The organism is Nostoc sp. NMS2 (assembly GCF_017115105.1).
Lineage (GTDB): Bacteria > Cyanobacteriota > Cyanobacteriia > Cyanobacteriales > Nostocaceae > Nostoc.
This window is the reverse complement of record NZ_JABXKH010000164.1, coordinates 76694-98209: the sequence shown is the minus strand read 5'-3', so window position 1 is coordinate 98209 and position 21516 is coordinate 76694. Positions and strand designations below refer to the sequence as shown.

The window sequence follows — 21516 nt, the reverse complement described above, 5'->3', positions numbered from 1 at the left end:
TGCCCCATGCCCCATGCCCCATGCCCAATGCCCAGTCCCTAGTTCCTAATTTTTAAAGGAGATTGCTTATGTCAATGGTTACTTTACCTGGATTAAAAGAATTAATTGAAAGTATAAGTCGTGAGCGGAATTTACCCCGTCTTGCAGTTCAATCAGCTATTAGAGAAGCACTACTCAAAGGCTACGAACGTTATCGTCGCGCCCAAAATTTAGAGCGCAAACAGTTTGATGAAGATTATTTTGAAAATTTTGAAGTAGAACTCGATATTGACGGAGAAGGATTTCGCGTTCTTTCCACCAAAACCATTGTCGAAGAAGTTAATAACACAGACCATCAGATATCCCTAGACGAAGTTCAACAAGTAGCTCCCGAAGCGCAGTTAGGGGACTCTGTTGTACTAGATGTGACTCCCGACCAAGGAGAATTTGGTCGGATGGCGGCAATGCAAACCAAGCAAGTATTGGCGCAAAAATTACGGGATCAACAGCGCCAGATGGTGCAAGAAGAGTTCCAAGATTTAGAAGGAACTGTTTTGCAAGCAAGAGTCCTGCGGTTTGAGCGGCAATCTGTGGTTTTGGCTGTTAGCAGTGGCTTTGGTCAGCCAGAAGTAGAAGCTGAATTACCGAAGCGGGAACAATTGCCCAACGATAATTATCGGGCAAATGCCACCTTCAAGGTATATCTGAAAAAAGTCTCTCAAGGTCAGCAACGAGGGCCACAGTTGCTTGTGTCTCGTGCCGATGCTGGTTTGGTGGTTTATCTGTTTGCCAACGAAGTCCCAGAAATCGAAGATGAAGTGGTACGGATTGTTGCCGTAGCAAGGGAGGCAAACCCCCCTTCCCGTTATGTCGGCCCCCGGACTAAAATAGCAGTAGACACCCTCGATCGCGATGTAGACCCAGTTGGTGCTTGTATCGGAGCCAGGGGATCGCGAATTCAAGTGGTAGTCAACGAATTACGCGGTGAAAAAATAGATGTAATTCGCTGGTCGCCAGACCCAGCAACATACATCGCTAATGCCTTAAGTCCAGCACGGGTGGATGAAGTGCGCCTCATGGACCCAGAATCTCGGCAAACTCACGTACTTGTGGCTGAAGATCAGCTTAGTTTGGCCATTGGCAAAGAAGGGCAAAACGTCCGTTTAGCAGCCCGCCTGACTGGTTGGAAAATAGACATCAAAGACAAAGCTAAATACGACTATGCCGGAGAGGATGAGAAATTTACCGCTGTCAGAGCAAAATATCAGTCAGAGGAAGACGATCTGGAATTCGAGGAAGAATTAGAAGATGAAAATCAGGACGAATTAGAAGAGGAAGATACTTTTGACAATAACGATGACGAGTAATTGATTAACCTTGTAAAGTTTTGATAATGTTGATTGTAGTCCGAGTCTCAAGGATTATTTCCTGAAAGACACCTTGGTATAAGTAAAAAATAGTAATAAACAACTTATTTTTACACCCAGAATGCTGGACTGAGATCGCAGAAAACTGATGAAACCAAATTATCGGCGCTGTATTAGTTGCCGGAAAGTAGGCTCAAAAGATGAGTTTTGGCGGATTGTCCGCGTCTTTCCATCGGGAAAGGTACAATTAGATCGGGGCATGGGGCGTTCTGCCTATATTTGTCCGCAAACGAGTTGCTTACAAGCGGCTCAAAAAAAAAATCGACTAGGCCGATCGCTACATGCATCAGTGCCAGAAACACTGTACCAAAGCTTGTTGCAACGTCTAGCCAGCAGCAATACCCAAAACCAAATTTAATTGGAACAACTTTGTGACATCATCACCAGAAGAATTGTGCCAAAGCCGAAATCGTGCTTTTATCACACCCTCTGTTGATCGTTAAGGTTAGTGCCAAAATAGTAAATGGGTGTAAAAGGCATTCGACTCTCCAATAATTAAGAGGGGCGAGGCAAGATTCCCAGAACAAGATGTAATCGATTGTGTTGTGGAAGATTCAGAATCAACAAAACAAGAAACTACAAAATGGCAACCTGGTAGCGCTCAGGCGCAGTTCGGCGTCAAGGATTCCTATAAAAATCTTTTATTTAAAAAATTTTTATGGGTGTCCCTCAACCATCATTCCTGGTGGGGATGCCATTGTTAAACCGAAACATCTCTCTTTCCTGATTGGAGGCACCGGCAAAAACTAAACGGCGGTCTAAAAACAGTAATCCAAGGATGGAGATGTCGCAAACCAGGCAACCATCCGCTAAAACTGTAAATTAAAGGGGAAGAGTGGATGACCAACGGCAAAGTTAGAATCTATGAATTATCAAAGGAATTGAATTTGGATAACAAAGAGCTACTAGCAATTTGCGACGAGCTCAGTATCGCGGTCAAAAGTCATAGCAGCACGATTTCAGAATCCGAGGCAGAAAACATCCGCACGGCTGCGGAAAAACTCGCAGCTACGAATGTGTCAGCCAAAAAGGAACTAGGTACAACCAGCCATAAGCCAAATTCACCACCAAACGGCGGACGTAACCGACCTGCTGCACCCCACAAACAGCAAATTTTGGAAATACGCAAACCCACAATATTGAGAAATACTACCTCCAACGCCCCAGAGGCGTCAGTTGCCAACAATACCCAAGCTGCCTTGTCTGAAGCTAATCCTCCCTCACCTCCACGGCCTTTTGCTACGCCAGTTTCACCCATGAAGCCGACGGTATCAACTCGACCTGTACCCCGGACTCAATCTGAGACTCAAGAGCAACCTCCTGTCACCGATTTGGAACAAACACCTAATCCAAATCAGCCATCGGAAAAAGTAGCATCGCAAAAACCGGAAAAAATAGTTCCACCCAGACCAAAATCGGAAAAACCGATCAAACCGCAATTAGTTGCTCCTCCAGCAAGACCGGCGGCAGAAGTTGCCCAAGCAGAAGTTGCCCAAGTACCAGAAGAGCCGGGATCTCAAGCAGATAAACCGATTCTCAAACGCGACCAACGGCTACGACCCGTTGAAGGTGATCGCGAGCAAATTAAGCCCAGAGTTGCTAAACTCCCAACTGACCAGTCTCCACAATCTGCGCCACAAAGACAGGCTCGACCCACCCCTGCACCCACTAGACCAGAGCAGAGAGGCAATAGACCATCTGCACCATCACAACTAGGAGAAGGGCAAAGACCCAGACCGGCGCGTCCTGGTGAATCTGTAGCAGCCGCAATGCCGATCGCTACTCCACCCAGACAAATGTCAGGATTAGCGGGCAAATCTCAAGGATTAGGTGATGAACCAGTCACGCCCGATCTTCTCGATTTGAAACGCCCAAGTCCACCTCGCCCGACCAAAGGCGGCAAGAAGTGGGTAGAAGAGGAAATCATCGACGAAGTTAAAGAGAAGGCTAAAGCTGGCGTTAAAGGCAAGCGGATCAAGCCGATACTGGATGATGAATTTGAAGAAGATTTGTTGGATGATGACGATATCGACTCACCAGCAACCGTCCAAGTCAGCCTTTCCATCGCTCGTCCTCCCAAACCAAAAGCAACTCGACCTGTACAGATGCCGGGTGTCAGCCTTGCTAGTGCCCCAACTGCTAGAGGAAGTAGAAAACCTGGTTCTAAGTCTGGTTCTAGCCGCGACCATCACAATAACCGTCGCCAACAAGAAGCCGATACAAAGCGCGATCGCCCTGAAAAGGTGGTAATCACGGGCCCGTTGACTGTGCAAGAACTGTCTGACGTTTTAGCCGTTGCCGATACAGAGATTGTAAAAATCCTGTTCCTCAAAGGCATGGCGGTGAGTATCACCCAAAATCTAGATATTCCCACAATTACCTTGGTAGGAAAAGAACTAGAAATAGAAGTTGAAACCGCCGAACGAGAAGCAGAAGCTCGGAAAATTACGGAAATGGTCGGTGCAGAAGACCAAGAATATCTCCACCGCCGTCCGCCTGTCGTGACAATTATGGGTCACGTAGACCACGGTAAAACAACCCTGCTCGACTCAATCCGCAAAACCAAAGTGGCTGCTGGCGAAGCTGGCGGTATCACTCAGCACATTGGTGCATACCATGTGGATATAGAACATGAGGGCAAACCACAGCAGATAGTCTTCCTGGATACTCCTGGTCACGAAGCCTTTACAGCGATGCGGGCCAGAGGAGCTAGGGTAACAGACATTGCCGTGTTAGTAGTGGCTGCTGATGATGGTGTCCGTCCTCAAACTATTGAAGCCATTAGCCACGCCCAAGCCGCCGGAGTGCCAATAGTCGTTGCCATCAACAAAATTGACAAAGAAGGGGCACAGCCAGAGCGGGTGAAACAAGAGTTAACCCAGTATGGTCTGACCGCAGAAGACTGGGGTGGTGAGACAATCATGGTTCCCGTGAGCGCCATCAGAGGTGAAAATCTAGATACGCTCTTAGAGATGATTCTCTTGGTAGCAGAAGTTGGAGAACTATCTGCCAACCCAGATCGGGCCGCCAAAGGAACTGTCATTGAAGCCCATCTGGATAAAGCTAAGGGAGCAGTTGCTACCCTGCTAATTCAGAATGGCACCCTGCATGTGGGAGATATCTTAGTAGCTGGCTCGGCCTTCGGTAAAGTCCGGGCGATGGTGGATGACAGAAGTAAGAGAGTAGACATTGCTTCTCCTTCCTTTGCTGTCGAGGTATTAGGTTTAAGTGATGTCCCCGCAGCAGGCGACGAATTCGAGGTCTTCCAGAACGAAAAAGAAGCCAGATCCCTCGCTAGCGATCGCGCCGACAGACAACGCCTATCCCGCCTGTTACAGGGACGTGTTACCCTGACAACCCTATCGGCTCAAGCACAAGAAGGCGAGTTGAAAGAACTCAACTTGATCTTGAAAGGAGACGTACAAGGTTCCGTAGAAGCCATTGTGGGAGCGCTCAAGCAAATTCCGCAAAACGAAGTCCAAATTCGGATGCTCTTGGCGACTGCTGGGGAAATCACCGAGACAGATATCGACTTAGCCGCTGCCAGTAACGCTGTAATCATTGGCTTCAACACTACCTTTGCCAGTGGCGCTAGACAAGCCGCCGATGAAGCGGGTGTAGATGTCCGGGAATACAACGTTATTTACAAACTCCTAGAAGATATTCAAGATGCCTTGGAAGGTCTTTTGGAACCAGAGTTGGTGGAAGAACCCTTGGGTCAAACCGAAGTCCGTGCCGTCTTCCCAGTCGGTCGCGGTGCTGTTGCCGGTTGCTACGTTCAATCTGGCAAGCTAATTCGCAACTGTAAAGTCAGAGTACGACGCGGCGGTAAGGTGATCTTTGAAGGCGTTCTTGATTCCCTAAAACGGATGAAAGAAGATGCCCGTGAAGTCAACGCCGGTTACGAATGTGGTGTCGGCATGGATAAATTCAATGATTGGGTTGAAGGTGACATCATCGAATCCTATCAGATGGTTACGAAACGCCGCACTCTCACCTTAACAAGATAGTGTTGAGGGTAAAATGGTTAGAAGTTAGGAGTAATAAATTAGGAGTTAGAAGTTAAAAGCTGCTAATTCCTAACTCCTAACTCTTAACTCATAACTTTTTATTATGAATTCATTTCGCTCTGAACCTATTTTGTGGATTCACGTCGCTGGATTAGCGACGTTACCTATTTTTTTAGTCCTCTGCTTGTTGTTTTTGTCTGTAGGCGAGCCTTTTTTGCCAGTCTGGATGGAGCTATTTTTAGTTGCTGCCATTGGCATTCTCCCCCTGCTATGGATGCAATTACGTCGCCCTTTTTATGTATTTGCTCTTTTAGGAATAGCCCTAAAGCCAGAAAATCTGACTGAACGGCAGCGAAAAATTCTCTGTTTAATTAATACAAAGTTAAATCGTATCCTGGCATTAGTGGCAGCAGTATTGTCGGTTTGGGTGCTGTGGCATCTTTACCAATTTGCCCCATTAGTAGCAAATTCAGCTAAATTTCTTCCACAATGGCGCAGCCTTGCACTAGTGCTGGCGGGGTTGGCCTTTTTAGGCAGTAATCTATTTTTACAAATACCTGTGAGTGTAATGCGAGTTTTAGTGACTAATGACACAGAATTCGCTGGCATAGAACCATTATCTTTAGAAAAGATTAAGCAAGATTTCACCATTTTAGGGGTGCGGGTTAATCAAATCGTGCCCCGATTATTGCAATCCTTGTTTAGGATTAATACAGATTCGTAGTAGCCCGTAAAGTATATTATTTCACTTTCAAGGGCTAGAGAGGAGATGAGGGAGATGTGGTTCGACTTCGCTCACCAACCGGGAGATGAGGAAGATGGGGAGCAGGGAGCAAGGGAAAAGAGTTTTCCCCCTGCCCTCTGCCCCTCTGCCTCTTTTTAATGCCCAATGCCCAGTTACCGTTGAAGTTAAAATAAAGGAATGAGAAACTATGGCTCAAATTCCAGCTTCTAGCGATCGCCAATTTTCTGCTCATACTGAAATTTGGTATAGCCTCAAATGTGCGATCTCCACTAGTTCCGGTTTTCAACGCTGGCAACTAGAACGTGATGCTCAATTACACGGAATTCGCCTGGAACAGCAGGTACAACGGTATTTAAGAGAAACTTTAGAAACCTTAGCTTACTAAACACTAAATAAACAATTCAAAATTCAGAATCAGTACAGCATCAACGTTTTATTGCCTTGTAATGATAGCTTACTTACGTCATGCTGTACTAACATCTCAATTAACCAGACAAGTTGTTCAAGCAACTTGTCTGGAATCTTTTTAAAGGCAATACAGTTTAGTTAAGGTTAAAACTCTTTGTTACAGCTATTTTCAGGGAATTTTACTCCCCAACGCTAGTAGGGAAGGGGCTGGGGGTTAGGTCTGTATTGTACTCAACTGAGAAGCGCTATAGTAGATTTTTCTAAATAACACAATATAACTAATGTATAAGTTCTGTGATGTATCTAGGGAATATAGCTGAATTGGTGCTAATCATCCAGTATAGTTTTGCATGGGTTTTGTAGCAGCTACAAGGCTGCTTCAACCTTGTTTGACATACCGTAATTCAGCACATCACAGACTCAAAAAATGAAATATCGGGGTTTTCACATTTCTATAGCGAAAAATTTTCGCCTTCTTTCTAGCAGTCATCTCAGATATACTTTACGCGCGGGAGCAGGAATAACAGCAATGCTAGCTGTTTACTGCGGTTCAATATTACTACCAGGTGCGGTTAATGCTGGTGCGACTCACCCAGAAGGTATCGCCCCAACTCTCACAGCGCAAGTTCCGACAACCGCCGCAGCAATTTACGTTAATCCCGCAACTGGTGCAGATAGTGCGGGTGCTGGTACAACCTCAACTGCACCGTATAAAAGCATCAGTTTCGCTCTCAGTCAAGCCCAAGCAGGTGCAGTTATTCAATTAGCACCTGGAAACTATAACCAGGAAAGTGGCGAAACCTTCCCCCTGTTGCTTAAACCAGGTGTGACACTACGGGGTGATGAGACTACTAAAGGTCAGGCGATATTGATTACAGGTGGAGGTTTCTACACTAGCCGTACCTTTGCCAGACAGGATATTACCATCCTGGCCGACCAAGATACCACGATCGCTGGTGTTACCGTCACTAACCCAAATAGCCGGGGTACAGGTGTGTGGGTGGAGTCAACTAATCCCAATATCAAAAACAGTACTTTTAGTAACAGTGTCAGAGAGGGTGTTTTTGTCACGGGTACAGGCAATCCTAAAATTGAAAGTAACATCTTTGTGCAAAACAAAGGTAATGGGATTTCAATTGCTAAAGCTGCTCAAGGAGAAATTCGGGGTAACTTATTTCAGGATACTGGTTTTGGTCTAGCGATCGGTGGTACTTCCACACCCCTAATTGTGGAAAACCAAATCATCGAAAACCAAGACGGCCTTTTTATCTCAGAGTCAGCGAAGCCCGTATTGCGTAAGAATGTCATTCAGAACAATAAGCGGGATGGTGTAGTAGCAACTGTCAACGCTCTACCCGACCTTGGCACCAACGAAAATGCTGGTGGTAATCTTATCCGCAATAACACTCGTTATGATGTGAACAACGCCACTAAAACCAGTAAAATTATCGCTGTTGGCAACGATATCGATCAGAAAAAGATTTTTGGCTCAGTAGATTTTGTTGCCGCAGCTGTTGATGTACCGACTGGAGGGCCTGTTGCCTTTAAAGATGTGCCAGCAAATTACTGGGCAAAAACCTACATCGAAGCTTTAGCTTCTCAAAATATTATTGCTGGCTTTCCTGATGGCAGCTTTAAACCCAATGAACCTGTAACCCGCGCTCAATTTGCCACTATTGTCACTAAAGCCCTAACCCCACCAAGCAAACGCGCAGCCATTAAGTTTAAAGATGTAGCAACAAATTTCTGGGCTTACGCTGCCATTCAATCTGCTTACCAGAGTCAATTTGTTTCTGGTTATCCCGATGGCACTTTTAAGCCACAGCAGCAAATTCCCAGAGTCCAAGCGTTAGTTGCTTTAGCTAATGGTTTGGGCTTAACTGCGAGTAATCAGAACGTCCTTTCTTTTTACACCGATGCTGCCCAGATTCCTAATTATGCGATCGCTCCTGTTGCGGCTGCAACTGCACGGCAACTAGTAATTAACTATCCCACAGCGAAGCAACTCAATCCTAATCGTGAAGCGACTAGAGCCGAAGTTGCTGCCTTTGTTTACCAGGCACTCGTCAATGCTGGACGTGCCCAACCAATTCCTTCATCCTATTTGGTAACAGCCCAGTAAATGCCTAGTACCCTATGCGTAATTCGTAATTCGTAATTCGTAATTCGTAATTCGTAATTACGTTTTTGCAAGGGTTTCAGACATTTCAAAGATGTGGTTTATTTCCGCTGTGCTTTACTAGTACAACACGGCGAAAATAAACATAACCTTCGGGTGACGCTCGCAGGCTCGCTAACGCTACGCTAACACCAGTCGCCTGCGGAGGAGCCACTGCGGTCTTGGGGAGCCACTGCGGTCTTGGGGGTTTCCCCCATGAGCAAGTGGCGTGGTTTCCCCCATGAGCGACTGGCGTTGGAAACCCTCCCGCAGCGCTGGTTCACCATTTCAAATGGCGCAAAAGCCTGGAATACAATTCTTTTGACTTTTGACTTCCACCATGCTTTACTAGTTAGCAAATTGGAAGCGCCAAGACTAACAAATTATTAGTCTGGCGCTTCCAATATTACGAGTTTTATTAATTTTTGGGTTTTTTAAACATAAAATTTGGGGTCTTTAAATATAGCCGACCGCATTTTAATGTTATTGGGTTTATGGTCACGGTCTTTATATTGGCTGACCCCGTTTCAATGATTTTTATTTTCTCAGAAATTTTTGCTTTTTGGGATTTCCTAATAATTTTTTTATTTTTTCTCTGTTGATATTTTAATTTTCATCAAAGCATTAATCAATTTGAAGAATATACAGCGCTTCCGGCTATTATGCAATATAGTTTTCTCCTTGCCCCTCTCCTATCATTGCTTTCAGCTTTTAGGATGTACCTCATAGCTGCCGGAAGTGCTGTAAAGATATGTAAAAGGAAAGAGCCAAATTTCTCACTTCAGGAATTAGGATTTTTACCCGATTGGGGGCGTTGTTGCCGACGCTGTTCCCAGCGCCAGAGGAAGACCATTAGGGCAACGATTCCCACTTGAAGAGCTAAACTAGGCAAAGCACTCTCAACATCTCGTCCGGCAAGCACTTGGAAAAAAAACACGAATGCGCCAATGGAGCCAGAAGCACCAAAAGCGATGTAAATAAATTGTCGTAAGCCGCGATAAGGAGCGGCTATTTCTGCTTTGAGGCTGGCATACTGTTCAGGGTTCAGGCGATTTTTGGGATTTTGATCTACCATGATTAAATTATGTTATACTCTTAGATTGTGTACGCCGATGTGGCTCAGTGGTAGAGCAGCTGATTCGTAATCAGCAGGCCGTGGGTTCAAATCCCATCATCGGCTTTGATAAAAGTATTCCTCAATACTAAAGTTTGACATAAATTAAGCGTTTTGCTGAACACTTGTAAAAACCATTAAAAACGCGCCTATATTGGTAGCGCATTATTTTTCATGGTTTTTACAGCTTATGAATGTCGAAATAAACTATCCGCCAAAGCTAAAAGCTATCAGTATCCATGCGCCCCATGCATACGCTATCTGCTTAGGCGTTAAGGAAGCCGAATATCGATCACAACCGACAACTCGTAGAGGATGGGTGCTAATACACGCTTCTCAGTCAAAACAAAGTGATGATTATTTTGCTGATTATGGCATCGACCCGACAACAGTCAAGCGCGGAGCAATAATTGGGGCGGTAAAAATCACCAGTTGTGTTGGTTCTCCAGAAAATTACGTTTACCGTCTGGCTAATCCTATAAAGTTTAGCCGTCCTATAGAAGGGGTGAAAGGAAAGCAAGCAATATTCTGGGGAGCCAAAACCGATGCAGAAAAAATAGCTTTTACTTTGGCATCTGAACAAATACGAGGGTATTTGCTTAATGACCAGGGTTAAGGCACTTTATGGCATATACGGAGGCTTTACCCAATATTTACTCAGTAATAAATATTTGCTAAAGGTAGTTATTTAGACATTTGAGGAGTGAAAAATAAGCTAGATCACAAAACGAGATTTTTTATGTTAAAAACTGTTGCCGTTGCATTGGCTTTGTTGATTCCTGTGTCCGCGTTAGCTGCCGAGCCTTACTCAGTCAATCTCACTGAAAATCAATATATACAGTACGAAATTGAGCTAAAGCAATTTTTCAGTACTCCAATATTGGCGAAAAATGCAGGAAAGTACTTGAGAGCTAGTAATGCTGAACGCAGGGCGGAAGGTCAAATGACGTGCAGCTTGCTTACTGCCTTCACGACAGAGAAATACCTAGTTACGCAATTTGAAATACATCGCACACAGTATGGCGATGACCCTCAAAAACTTGATGACGAAATTGCCTACACTCTTGGTGTTACAGCAGCTGCAATAGACACAATGTGTACGGAACACAGAGCAGAATTAATGGACTTTTTTGCAAATTTCAAACAAATCACCACTGCCGGGACAAGTAGCCAGAATCGTAAACCCTAGAGGGAGCTTTGGAAGGATGCACAAGCGTTGTAGGTAGAATTAGAAAAATAAATATGAATCCAACCACGCTTACAGCATTAAGAATTGCACATAGACGGATGCAATCCTTGATTGAAGAGTTGTACACGGCCGCTCAAATTGCATTGGACAACGATGACTTGCCAGATGCTAGCTTACTTCAAAGCATAGCCGATAAACTTTATCTAGAAGCGGAAAACCTGGATATTCTGATTTCTGAGCTGGAGGGTTAATGAAGACAAACGTTGAGTTAAAAGCTCGAATTAAAGAGCTTGGGAAGCAAGCAGCAGATTACAGTCGCCAAGCCGTTCAAGTCTTTGACACAGACCGAGAACAAAACAGAACCTTAATGCGACAAGCTTACGAGTCCAGCAAGCGCTGCCAAGTTTTGATTGGTGAGTTACTAAGGCGGCAAAGTCAAAGCTAAGAACAACCTTTCTTTACGTTTTCAAAAGCGTTGTGTTTGCAGGACAACGCTTTTATTTTGCCACAAAAAGTTAATTCACTACCCAAAGTAAGTAATCAACATCATTTTACTTGAGTCAAAGCCTCGAATTATCAATCAAACTCAGTTTCGCAAAAAGCTTTTAACAAATCAATACAATTAGCGATCGCTCCTAAATGAGCAATTTCATAACCGTGGGTATTTTGGGTAGGAAATGCCAAACAAGCAGCACGTCCAACATGGCCAAATTTCATCGCAATCGAAGCATCGCTACCAAACTGGCTCAGTATCGTTAGCTGCACTGGTATATCAAGTTGCTTGGCAGATTGGCGCAGTTGTCCATTTAACCCCTCATCATATATCCCATAAGCATCTTGAGATAAAAGTACAGGACTTTCCCCATCTTTCACAGGATATTCGTCAGCTAATGGACAAATTTCTAAAGCAATCAATGCATCTAAACGCTGATTTTGGGTGAAAAATAGCGCCCCAATTGCTCCCACTTCTTCTTTAGCTGATGCTACCAAATAAACATCAACTACTGGCTGTTTCAGGTTTTCAGCCAAAGCTAGCAAAATGGCAACAGAAGCTTTGTTATCTAAGGTGTAACCGGCAATATGATCCTTTAATCGAATTGGCCGCTTGCGATGTTTGCCGATTACCATTCTAGTTCCAGGTCGAATGCCAGCTGCTTCTAGTTCAGCAGATGTGAGCTTCGTTTCAATCCAGGCATTTTCCCACTTAACAGTAGTGTCTTCCTGCTGCACTTTTTGGGGCGATTCGTGGGAAACGTGGCGGGAACCAAAGCTGAGAATACCGCTAATGGTTTCGTTATCTCCGAGTAAATCTACAACGCCTTCGCCGTAAACCCACGGGAAAGAACCGCCGAGTTTACTAACTTTGACACGACCTTCATCACCAAGACTCTTGACAATTGCGCCAATTTCATCTTTGTGTGCAGTGATTGCGTAGACGCGAAGCGGCTTGTCGTTAGACATCGCACGGTCTGGACTTTTCCCTGGAATCTTGGCAATAATATTATCGGCGCGATCGCACCACACTTCTACACCCAGCGCTGCAAATCGTTGCATTAACAACTGGTTAATCTCAGTTTCTGCACCACTCGGAGAATGGTGCATAACTAATTCTTCAATAATTTCAAATAAGCGATCGTAATCCCACATCAATTAGTTTAGTTTTCAACTGTTGTATGAGACAATTGTGCATCAACAACGCGACCTGTTGATCCAAGCGCTAATCTTTTTTGTTGACGCTTTAGCACTCCTACCGCACCAAAAGCACCGAGCGCTAAAATCCCCAAATTTATCGCAGGTTCAGGAACAGACTTAGCCTCAATCGCCGCCAGTGCAGTGTCTGCTATCACCTTCTGAGCAGCTGTCGTTGGGTGGAAATCGTCCCAGACGAGAAACTTGTTATTCCCTGGGTTACATATATCTAGCCTAGAGAGACAAGACTCGGTTACATTCGTAAAACCCAATGCACTTGCCTGATTAAATAAAGAATAAGTATCAATAGGGATGATGTTGAGATTTGGGTTTTGGCTCAAAGCGCTTACAGTTGTTGCTAAACCTAAGTTAAACTCATTAGTAGATTTGCTAAGGGTTGCAGAGTCACGACCATCGATTTTAGCTGCCGGTAGTTTTCCCAAATCTGGCAAGTTAAACACCAAAATATTTTTTGCGCCGATTCCTACCAGAGTATTCAACGCCAAGGATATATTATTGATTGGCGTGGCCGAGTCTTTAGGGTCAAGAAAAAAGAAATCATTCGCGCCTCCCCACAATGTATAAAGTGCATTTGGGTCAGCAGTTTGATTATTTGCTTGCAGAGTTCCAGCAAAACCAAGAACTTGTTTGAGTACTCCCGGTAAATTTTGATTGGGAAGGACAGCGTTATCTAAACCAGAACTAGCACCACCGAAAGCAAAGTTTATTCCTTGGGTAGGAGGTGTGGAAGGAATAGTAGTTAATAAAGTGGGCTTTAATCCTAGCTGATCTCCAAGATAATCTACCCATATCGGCCCATCGGAAAAACGTCCATCAAAGTAAGGTGGGCTTTGAGGGAATGTTTTCCCGCTAGCATTGTATATATTACCTGTATCGGAAAGGCTATCGCCGAATACATAAAGCTGATCAAAACTTGCAGCCGAGGCTTGAGTCGGCAACATGAAAGAAAAGAGAACAAATCCTGCGGCTACAGCTTGTTTTTTCATATTTGTTTTACCTGTGGTATCTTTTAGTTTGTTTAAGGGACTTCCAAGTAATAAAATATCCCAATATTTCTTGTAGGATGGGCATCTTACCCGTCCTGTAAACTGGGCGCTCATGTTGCCCACCCCACAAGTAGTAATAATTTATTTGTTGGAAGTCCCTTACTTCAAAATTAAGTACGTGTATTGAGCTAATTTACGTTATTTTACTTAACTATGCCTCAAAAATTCATCAAACCCAGGTAAAAACGCTGAAAACACTTATATTTACATTTTCTTGATAAAAAATCAATGTATTACAAAGAAATCGCAAATTTTCCATACTAAAGCGTAGAAATCGCCCACTTCTATGCTCTCGAATTACGAATTACGAATTACGAATTACGAATTATATTAACTTCGCTTTAGCTTCAAAGCCTCAGTCGCTGACACACCTTCACTCTGACTGCCGAAATACCACAAAGTCATAGCAGCCTCAGCACGAGTTACTGGTTTTTTGGGTTGAAACAGAGTCGTATAGCCAAACACCCGCCGAATATTCGATTGCTCACCATTTTGGTAATCAGCCAGCACTGCTCTTAAAGCCTTGGGGTCAATTCGCGCTGCGTCTTGGAAACCCCAGGTTTGTTTAACCGCATCTAAGTTAGCAGACGGTAAAGCTTGACGAGTATCTAGAGGTAATTTCCACAGCAATAATTGTTCCCGCGTTAGGGGTGCATCAGGACGAAACAAAACGACTGTAGAATCTCCAGACAAAGAACTGGGAATTAACCCAGCTTCAGCTAATCCCTGAACTGCTGGAAAATCAGGGTCTTTTGCGGTAACATCACTAAAAACTGGTTGAGTGCTTTCTGATGCCAAGCGAATTTGTTTAGCTGGATTGCTGGCATACATAGCATTGTTAGCAGCAATTAGCCAACGAGCGTATTCCCGATGTGTAACAATTTTACTGGGTTCAAACTGGTTATTCGTGGTAGTAGAATTACTCTTAGTTGCCTTTGGTTCTATGGATAAAACACCTAATGTGGCTAAGTCTTGGATGTGTTGCCGCCATTCTTGCGGTACTTTATTCAGATCGTTGAATTCTTGAGATTCGGCTGTGGCTGTAGGAGTTGTTTGGTTATTAGCCGTACTTGGTGGCTGTGCTGCCAAGTTTGCAGGTGGTACTGGGCCAATGAACTGTGGATTGTTTGGTTGAGGAACGGCGTTAGTAGTTTCGTTAGAATTTGTAGTTGGGGTAGCTTGTGCCGTAGCAATACTATTCGGGATGTAATCAATTAGTAATTCAGTGGCGGCTTGGAGTTGATTGGGTGTAGTGTTAGTTACTGATTTAGGTTGAATGGAAACCTTCAACAGTAAATCGTTACGACGTGCCTCAAAAGTACCTCCCGCATCATCTGTTGGCTGTTGCAAAATCTGCCAGTTATTTGTTTTAAACTGGTTGCCATAAAAGCTAGCGATAAAGTTGCTAGGGTCAGAACTCAACCAACGAGTTGAGGTTTTATTTTCTGAACCGCTAGCAGGTGTAACTTCCTGTAGTTTGGCATTGGCATATAGTGGGATATCTTTGGGAAAATCAGCTGGTAACTGAACTGTTAAATCGTTTGGCTGTGCTTGTGGTTGCTTACTCTGAGATTCTCCAAAGACAACTGGATTGCTTTGCAGTTTCGGATCTGCCGCCAAAGATTCTTCAAGATTTTTGGCGACTGGACTGTTAGCACAGGCTGTTAAGGAAGTCAGTAGAACAGCCCAAATTAGAAATACAGCTGGACGTTTACAGGGAAGCACAGGAAATCACAAATGAGTTTCAATTCCTACCCTAGCGCAGACTGTTCATTAATTGGGCATTGGGGATTGGGCATTGGGAATTGGGCATGGAGAAGAGGCAGAGGGGCAGGGAGCAAGGGGAAAACTCTTCTCCCTTGCTCCCTGCCCCCTGCTCTATCATCTCCCGGTTGGTGAGCGAAGTCGAACCACATCTCCCTCATCCTCCCCTGCTCCCCCGCTTCTTCTGCTCCCTGCTTCTCAGTATCACCAAAAGACACTACCGACTCAGCGCGTGGTCTTGGTAAATGTCTCTATTGGTGAAGATGATAATATCTCTAAAAATGAGTAAACGGTAGCAAAAGCTACCGTATTGTCTTCGTTTTACAGCCATTAGGTTTTTATAATTCCCATGCTTATTTATAGAGTTCCCTAAAATTCTGGCAAACTAACATTTTTGGGAAAAAAACAGAAATAAACCTAAAATACTTGCTATACAAGAGTTTTATAATTTTGATGCTCTAAGCTCACAGTGATTAAGGACAGGTTAAGGGAGTTCGTAATGCACGAACTTAATGCGATCGCTAAACACTTCAAGTGATAAACTAGGAATAAAGCCCCCCTTAGCCTCACCCAAAGAGGGGAATTAATAAAGTTCGCTAACACTTGGCTTACAATCGATTCTAGAAATTATTCATCTGACGATGGTAAGCTGAATAAGGCAATCGCTGGAAAATGCCAGTGTTCAGCAATTCCAGGAACTTAGCGTAAATTCGTTATTCTTGGCGACTGGGGTCATAAGCAAAGCAGTCAAGTCTAACAGCAGTTTCCCTAATCTCTATAAATAGATTTTCTGGGGAAAGTGGTACTTGTGTTGTAGTCAAGAGTTTGTTGGCAGCCTCGAAAGCAGTAAGTGCTGACTCTAAAAGTGCGTAGTTTACCGCCGTAGGCATCGCCCCAATGTTATCCAAAAGGTTGTCTTAGGGCAACGTATCCCCTATTCTTTTGAGATAGGCAGGTCTTCTTTTAGGAAGGCTGGACACAGAAGTACGCTTCGTAAACTATAGGCAGTACATAGTTGTTAGCTATGGCTGTTTTCCTAATCCTAATAATGATTGGATTAGGTTGAGGCAAACAAGACACTTCATTGGATGCACTGGCGTTGAGAAAACCCTCTCTCTACAAACTTGGTCTGAACAGTTAACAGCTTCCTGATAGATTAGATACAATTAGCATCTGCGTTTAGTTGGGCGATCACTTGTTCAAAGCGAGTAGTCAAATTGACATGCTGCTCCACTAGCCGATTTGACATAGTATAAAACCTTTCACCTGCTAACTCTAGCGACAATTTTTGATTCAGGGCAAATTAAGGCTTATATTCAAGGGGCTTGGGTGTTTCTTGGAGATGAAGTTAGTCAAAAAGGGGTAAAAGGCTGAAAAAGATATATTTAGTGTCAAAAACGCAGAACTAAGAGCAGTATGAAAATCTAAAATAGATATTAAATTGAAGACAAAAACAACGACCATTGACAACCGTCAGTCCATTTTACTTTCTGTAAAGCGTCACCGGGTTGTTACCAGTGCTGAAACACGATTACATGCAAGTTTCCCAGGATCAGCCTATTTATTCTGAGGCTCCACTCCAGCTGTTACTTTTTGTCGATGGACGACCTAAGTCCCGCCAACAGGTGCAGCGAATACGTGCTTACTTAAAAGAATTGCAGGCTGAGTATACTTTTGAAGTTCAAACTATCGATGTTGGACAACAACCTTACTTAGCAGAACACTTTAAGTTGGTAGCAACGCCAGCTTTAATCAAAATCCATCCTGAACCACGACAGGTTCTAGCTGGGAGTAATATCATAGCGCAATTGAAAAACTGGTGGCCTCGCTGGCAAGTCGCTGTAGACGCTTACTTAAAATTACAGGAAGACTTGCAAGAACGCATGGACGACAATGGCCGGGCCACATTACCCAAATCCACTATCCATTCAGTTGCTGTTTCTGCTGAACTAATCAGACTCTCAGACGAAATTTTTCGCTTGAAACAGGAAAAAGATAACCTCCAAGAGCAGCTACAGTTTAAAGATCGGGTGATTGCTATGCTGGCGCACGATCTTCGCAATCCCCTAACTGCTGCCGCGATCGCAATGGAAACTCTCCAATCTAACTACAATCTAGAAACAGGGCAATTCCAGCGCCTCAAACCATCGATGACGGCACATTTATTAAAACAAGCCCGCAATCAAACTAAGATCATTGACCGAATGATTGCTGACCTTTTGCAGGTAGGTCGTGGAAAAGATACAGAGCTTCCTATCTTACCACAAAAAGTACAACTAGGTAAAGTCTTTTTAGATGTACTCGAAGAATTGTGCGATCGCTACACCGCCAAATCCCAAGAGGTAGAAACAGATATTCCTAGTGACTTACCTTATGTATATGCTGACCCAGAACGCATCCGGCAAGTACTAGTGAATCTGTTAGATAATGCCATCAAATATACCCCAGAAGGTGGCAAGATTAGCGTTGCCGGATTGCACCGCACTACCCAAAAAGTTCAGTTTAGTATTGGCGATACTGGACCTGGTATTCCTGTAGAGAATCGCGATCGCATCTTTGAAAACCACTTCCGCCTACAACGAGATGAAGGTAAAGAAGGTTACGGCATTGGTCTTTGTTTATGCCAACGGATTATCCTGGCACACTATGGCCAAATTTGGGTAGACCCCGCCCCCAATAACGGAGCATGGTTCCACTTCACGCTGCCAGTTTATCCTTCTTAGGCAATGACAAATCACAAATGACCAATGACAAATGACAAATGACAATTAAAAACTTGAGACAAAGCGATCGCGCCCCCCAGCCTTTGCTTGGTAGAGTGCTTTATCTGCCTGCACAATCAAATCTGAAGGTGAGGATTCCCAAGTAGGGACAACAGTTGCTATGCCCATACTTAGCGTCACATGCTGACTCACCGCAGACCCAGCGTGAACAATTTGCAAATCTTTGATTCCCGCTTGTATCGTTGCCGCCACGTGAACTGCACCAGATGCATGGGTGTATGGCATAATCACAGCAAATTCTTCGCCACCATAACGCGCTACTAAATCTTGATGTTTTTGCGCCTTCAGGTTTAAGACACCACCCACCTTTTGCAAACAGACATCTCCAGCAGGATGGCCATATTTATCGTTATAAAATTTAAAATAGTCGATATCACACAAAATCATTGACAAAGGAGATTCCTCTTGGGCGAGATTAATCCACTGAGTATTGAGATAATCATCAAAGCGACGACGATTAGCCAACTCAGTTAAGCCATCTACATTAGCAAGGTGCTGCAAAGCTTGGTTTGCTGCCTCTAATTGTTTGTATACTTGTCCTTGCTGTAGCAGTCGGCGCAACCGTTGGCGCAATACAGGCCAGTGAATTGGCTTAGTAACATAATCAGTCGCCCCGGCATCAAAAGCACGGTTTACGGATTCCTCATCGTCCAAGCATGTGATCATCAATATGGGAGTGCGCTCCCATATTTTGGAGATGACAGTATTGTTAAGAGTCGAGTCAGTATCAAAGGTTGCAAGGGCTGAGATTAAATTATTCCTGGCAATTTGCAGCAATTGCTTACAGCAGGCAAAGCCATCCATCACAGGCATTACAGCATCTAGCAAAACTATATCCGGTTTGATAGTCTCGTAAGCATCTAAACATTGCTTACCATCATTGACCTCAACCACTCGATAACCCTCTTGTTCCATAGCCTTACGCAACAACACTCGGATAGTCTTGTCATCATCAGCCACTAGAATCAGTGGTGGTTGTTTAGAAACAGAAAATGAGCTTATGCCTGACATGAGTTGCCTTCCACTTGCAGGATTATTCTGAAAAAGGCTGTGCAACTCAATCGCATAGGAGCGATCGCTCTTTTCATCAATGCCAGAATTTGCGGCAAAGGTGCATCTGGCTTCACAATCAACTGTTTTTTGACAATAGACTGCTCAATGTTCTTGAGCCAAGCAAGCGGTAGATAACTAAGTTGCATAGACAATCTATAATTGGAACGCTAAGGCAATTTTTACCTTTTTGTTCGGCTATGGTTATGGGAGGAAGTGTTGCTTTTATATTTCCCCATTGTTAAAGTCAAATTGCCATTTTTTTGAAAATTGCAAATACGCACCTTAATTAGTTAGTTTATAAACTTAGCGAAACAGGGCAAAGCAATTTTCAAAGTACGTTCACAAAATATAGCAACCTTAAATCATTCGTGAGAGATAAAATCGCTGAAAGGCTTTAAAACACGTATTTTTAATCTCCATATTTTCTCACGTTTAAATTTGGATTGCTATAGCTAATATTAAATACTAATATCACTTGACTTAAATGTCTTTAGTCTATTGAGCAGGGGGGATAAAAATTCAGTATAATTACATAAGATTAAGATTCAACTCGGTGCAAATTTTTATTATCGAATCACTCTGAGTTAACAAAGAAATTAAGTAAAAATTCTTATTTAACCCGATTAACTATATTTAGTTAAGTTAAAAATCTATTTTTTTATTCTAACAAAAAGTAATTTAGTAGTTAAGTTTATATGAATATAGATATACTAAATTAAGATTGATATCTTAAAAAACAACTAAATCCTCTGAGTACTGCACAGGTAGCAAACAAGATGGATAAAATCCAACTACGCTTGGGTTAGCGCCAAAAACCTTAAACTGAGTAGGTTGGGGAGCCACTGCGGTGGGCGGGTTTCCCGACTTGTTCGCGCAGCGTCTCCCCTTGGAAGATGCAAGTGGCGTTTGAGGAACGATCAAGCGTATTGAGATAAAACCGCCTTTTTTTGACTACAAAAAACCAAACCTATTTGCATTCACTAAATCTTTAAAATGCCAGACTCATTAATGTATCAGCAAGATAACTTTGTTGTTTTAGAAACAAATAAATCAGAGCAATTTCTGACACAATCAGAATTATTAGAAAAGCTCAAAATAACTCTCCAGCAAGTTATAATTACAGATTTACCGCCTGACTTGCAAAAGTTTGATACTGTGGAAGCTCAAGCACAATATTTACTCGACACTGGCTGCGAATTAGATATTGGCCCTGGGCAATATTTACAATGGTATGCAGTTCGTTTAAAAAAGTAACTTTTTGGTTGGTGGTTAAGAAAAAACGAGTTAATGATGTATGTAGCAATACAATTAACTTAAAGATCATCCGTGGGAATTTTAGGCGTGTAGAGACGCAAAGTTTCGCGTCTCTACTTGGTTGATACTATCCTCAGTGAAAGTGAAAATTTCAGTTAACTTGAGTACAAAGAGAGCTTCTTTGTCCAGAACTTAAGTTCTGGGAGAGATGTCGATTAGCGCGGCACATTGACTGTTACACAAATGTGGGTAACAATAACTTTTGTTTCTAACTATTGACTACTAACTAGTGCCTCTTTTGGAGTATTAATCAGCGCTAACTCAATTGTATTTTCAGATGGCTGTGTTATTTGAACATCCAATCCAGGCCCAAAATAATTAGTCATTTTTTCCTGCTTTTTTTGCCATACATCAATTGGTATTAGCGGTGAATCAAATTCTAAAATTAGGGCATAGTTCCCATTAACTTCTATTTCTCGTAACCCTGTAACTGTTGGCCGTTCTTGGTCTGTGGGACTCAAACCCAGAAAAGAAAGTGTTGTATCTAAATGAGCATCTTGACCGTAACAATATCGGGTGATATCTTTGCGAATTTTATTTTGAGTATCAGTTGCTTGCTGTTCCCGCAGTATCAATGCTGACGGTGATGTAGTTTGAGTAAAGGGTACTGGCTTAAGTTCATTAGCTTTCAGCGCCAGTCCTCCCAACAATAGAGGAATACCGTAAAAAAATCCGACAAGATTGAGTGTGGCATTATTACCAGCATAGGCGACGAAGCCCATAATGGTTAATATGCCGCCGATAGTTAAACCGAGTGTTCCCAAAGAGATTTGGCGTAGCATGAGCTTAAATTAGTATAAATTCTTAATACCTCAG

At 43.3% G+C, this 21516-nt stretch carries 21 protein-coding genes and 1 tRNA gene; 14 read left to right on the top strand and 8 right to left on the bottom strand.

Annotated elements, in window-relative coordinates; genetic code table 11:
• Positions 1 to 68: 68 nt before the first annotated feature.
• The 7 genes from nusA to HWQ36_RS30530 all read left to right on the top strand — a co-directional run bounded on the left by nusA (position 69) and on the right by HWQ36_RS30530 (position 9117).
• Positions 69 to 1346, top strand: coding sequence for a transcription termination factor NusA (gene nusA, locus HWQ36_RS30560; RefSeq protein WP_292709824.1), 1278 nt, complete (start codon positions 69 to 71; stop codon positions 1344 to 1346).
• Positions 1347 to 1494: 148 nt separating this feature from the next.
• On the top strand, positions 1495 to 1764 hold the full coding sequence (locus HWQ36_RS30555; RefSeq protein WP_292709822.1) for a YlxR family protein: 270 nt from the start codon (positions 1495 to 1497) through the stop codon (positions 1762 to 1764).
• Positions 1765 to 2245: 481 nt separating this feature from the next.
• The gene (infB, locus tag HWQ36_RS30550) at positions 2246 to 5416 is read left to right on the top strand and encodes a translation initiation factor IF-2 (protein WP_292709820.1); all 3171 of its coding nucleotides are present in this window, start codon (positions 2246 to 2248) and stop codon (positions 5414 to 5416) included.
• Between the two features lie 103 nt (positions 5417 to 5519).
• On the top strand, positions 5520 to 6140 hold the full coding sequence (locus HWQ36_RS30545; RefSeq protein ID WP_292709818.1) for a low-complexity tail membrane protein: 621 nt from the start codon (positions 5520 to 5522) through the stop codon (positions 6138 to 6140).
• A gap of 208 nt (positions 6141 to 6348) precedes the next feature.
• Positions 6349 to 6546 (top strand): hypothetical protein, encoded by a 198-nt coding sequence (locus HWQ36_RS30540; RefSeq protein ID WP_292709816.1) that lies wholly within the window; start codon positions 6349 to 6351, stop codon positions 6544 to 6546.
• A gap of 450 nt (positions 6547 to 6996) precedes the next feature.
• A complete protein-coding gene (locus HWQ36_RS30535) occupies positions 6997 to 8691 on the top strand; it encodes a DUF1565 domain-containing protein (RefSeq protein WP_292709814.1) in 1695 nt (564 codons plus the stop codon).
• Positions 8692 to 8943: 252 nt separating this feature from the next.
• Positions 8944 to 9117, top strand: coding sequence for a hypothetical protein (locus HWQ36_RS30530; RefSeq protein ID WP_292709812.1), 174 nt, complete (start codon positions 8944 to 8946; stop codon positions 9115 to 9117).
• A 391-nt stretch (positions 9118 to 9508) separates the two neighbouring features.
• Here the strand turns inward: HWQ36_RS30530 and HWQ36_RS30525 are convergent, their stop codons facing one another.
• Positions 9509 to 9802 carry a DUF3493 domain-containing protein gene (locus tag HWQ36_RS30525; protein WP_292709810.1) on the bottom strand — a complete coding sequence of 98 codons (294 nt, stop codon included), beginning with the start codon at positions 9800 to 9802 and terminating at the stop codon, positions 9509 to 9511.
• 33 nt (positions 9803 to 9835) lie between these two features.
• On the opposite strand from HWQ36_RS30525, the gene HWQ36_RS30520 reads away from it, so the two are divergent.
• The 5 genes from HWQ36_RS30520 (at position 9836) to HWQ36_RS30500 (ending at position 11475) form a co-directional block, all read left to right on the top strand.
• A tRNA-Thr gene (locus tag HWQ36_RS30520) sits at positions 9836 to 9907 on the top strand.
• Positions 9908 to 10031: 124 nt separating this feature from the next.
• Positions 10032 to 10457 (top strand): hypothetical protein, encoded by a 426-nt coding sequence (locus HWQ36_RS30515; RefSeq protein WP_292709808.1) that lies wholly within the window; start codon positions 10032 to 10034, stop codon positions 10455 to 10457.
• Between the two features lie 123 nt (positions 10458 to 10580).
• A complete protein-coding gene (locus tag HWQ36_RS30510) occupies positions 10581 to 11030 on the top strand; it encodes a hypothetical protein (RefSeq protein ID WP_292709806.1) in 450 nt (149 codons plus the stop codon).
• Positions 11031 to 11083: 53 nt separating this feature from the next.
• Positions 11084 to 11281, top strand: coding sequence for a hypothetical protein (locus tag HWQ36_RS30505; RefSeq protein WP_292709804.1), 198 nt, complete (start codon positions 11084 to 11086; stop codon positions 11279 to 11281).
• Positions 11281 to 11475, top strand: coding sequence for a hypothetical protein (locus HWQ36_RS30500; protein ID WP_162396881.1), 195 nt, complete (start codon positions 11281 to 11283; stop codon positions 11473 to 11475). The genes HWQ36_RS30505 and HWQ36_RS30500 overlap by 1 nt, the downstream gene beginning before the upstream one ends.
• 131 nt (positions 11476 to 11606) lie before the next feature.
• Here the strand turns inward: HWQ36_RS30500 and HWQ36_RS30495 are convergent, their stop codons facing one another.
• The 4 genes from HWQ36_RS30495 to HWQ36_RS30480 form a co-directional block, all read right to left on the bottom strand.
• Positions 11607 to 12677, bottom strand: a complete 1071-nt coding sequence (locus HWQ36_RS30495) for a M42 family peptidase (protein ID WP_292709800.1) — start codon at positions 12675 to 12677, stop codon at positions 11607 to 11609.
• A gap of 8 nt (positions 12678 to 12685) precedes the next feature.
• Positions 12686 to 13726 (bottom strand): SGNH/GDSL hydrolase family protein, encoded by a 1041-nt coding sequence (locus tag HWQ36_RS30490; RefSeq protein ID WP_292709798.1) that lies wholly within the window; start codon positions 13724 to 13726, stop codon positions 12686 to 12688.
• A gap of 390 nt (positions 13727 to 14116) precedes the next feature.
• Positions 14117 to 15511, bottom strand: coding sequence for an S-layer homology domain-containing protein (locus tag HWQ36_RS30485; protein ID WP_292709796.1), 1395 nt, complete (start codon positions 15509 to 15511; stop codon positions 14117 to 14119).
• A 752-nt stretch (positions 15512 to 16263) separates the two neighbouring features.
• A complete protein-coding gene (locus tag HWQ36_RS30480; RefSeq protein WP_292709794.1) occupies positions 16264 to 16440 on the bottom strand; it encodes a hypothetical protein in 177 nt (58 codons plus the stop codon).
• Positions 16441 to 17067: 627 nt separating this feature from the next.
• On the opposite strand from HWQ36_RS30480, the gene HWQ36_RS30475 reads away from it, so the two are divergent.
• Positions 17068 to 18273, top strand: a complete 1206-nt coding sequence (locus HWQ36_RS30475; protein ID WP_292709792.1) for a histidine kinase — start codon at positions 17068 to 17070, stop codon at positions 18271 to 18273.
• A gap of 45 nt (positions 18274 to 18318) precedes the next feature.
• Here HWQ36_RS30475 and HWQ36_RS30470 read toward each other — a convergent pair whose 3' ends face one another.
• Both HWQ36_RS30470 and HWQ36_RS30465 read right to left on the bottom strand, forming a co-directional pair.
• On the bottom strand, positions 18319 to 19344 hold the full coding sequence (locus HWQ36_RS30470) for a PleD family two-component system response regulator (RefSeq protein WP_292709790.1): 1026 nt from the start codon (positions 19342 to 19344) through the stop codon (positions 18319 to 18321).
• The gene (locus HWQ36_RS30465; RefSeq protein ID WP_292709788.1) at positions 19332 to 19532 is read right to left on the bottom strand and encodes a hypothetical protein; all 201 of its coding nucleotides are present in this window, start codon (positions 19530 to 19532) and stop codon (positions 19332 to 19334) included. The genes HWQ36_RS30470 and HWQ36_RS30465 overlap by 13 nt, the downstream gene beginning before the upstream one ends.
• A gap of 847 nt (positions 19533 to 20379) precedes the next feature.
• On the opposite strand from HWQ36_RS30465, the gene HWQ36_RS30460 reads away from it, so the two are divergent.
• Positions 20380 to 20640, top strand: a complete 261-nt coding sequence (locus tag HWQ36_RS30460; RefSeq protein WP_292709786.1) for a chlororespiratory reduction protein 7 — start codon at positions 20380 to 20382, stop codon at positions 20638 to 20640.
• A 272-nt stretch (positions 20641 to 20912) separates the two neighbouring features.
• On the opposite strand, the gene HWQ36_RS30455 is transcribed toward HWQ36_RS30460, so the two are convergent.
• Positions 20913 to 21482: a DUF2854 domain-containing protein gene (locus tag HWQ36_RS30455; RefSeq protein WP_292709784.1), complete on the bottom strand. Its 570-nt coding sequence runs from the start codon at positions 21480 to 21482 to the stop codon at positions 20913 to 20915.
• Positions 21483 to 21516 lie beyond the last annotated feature (34 nt).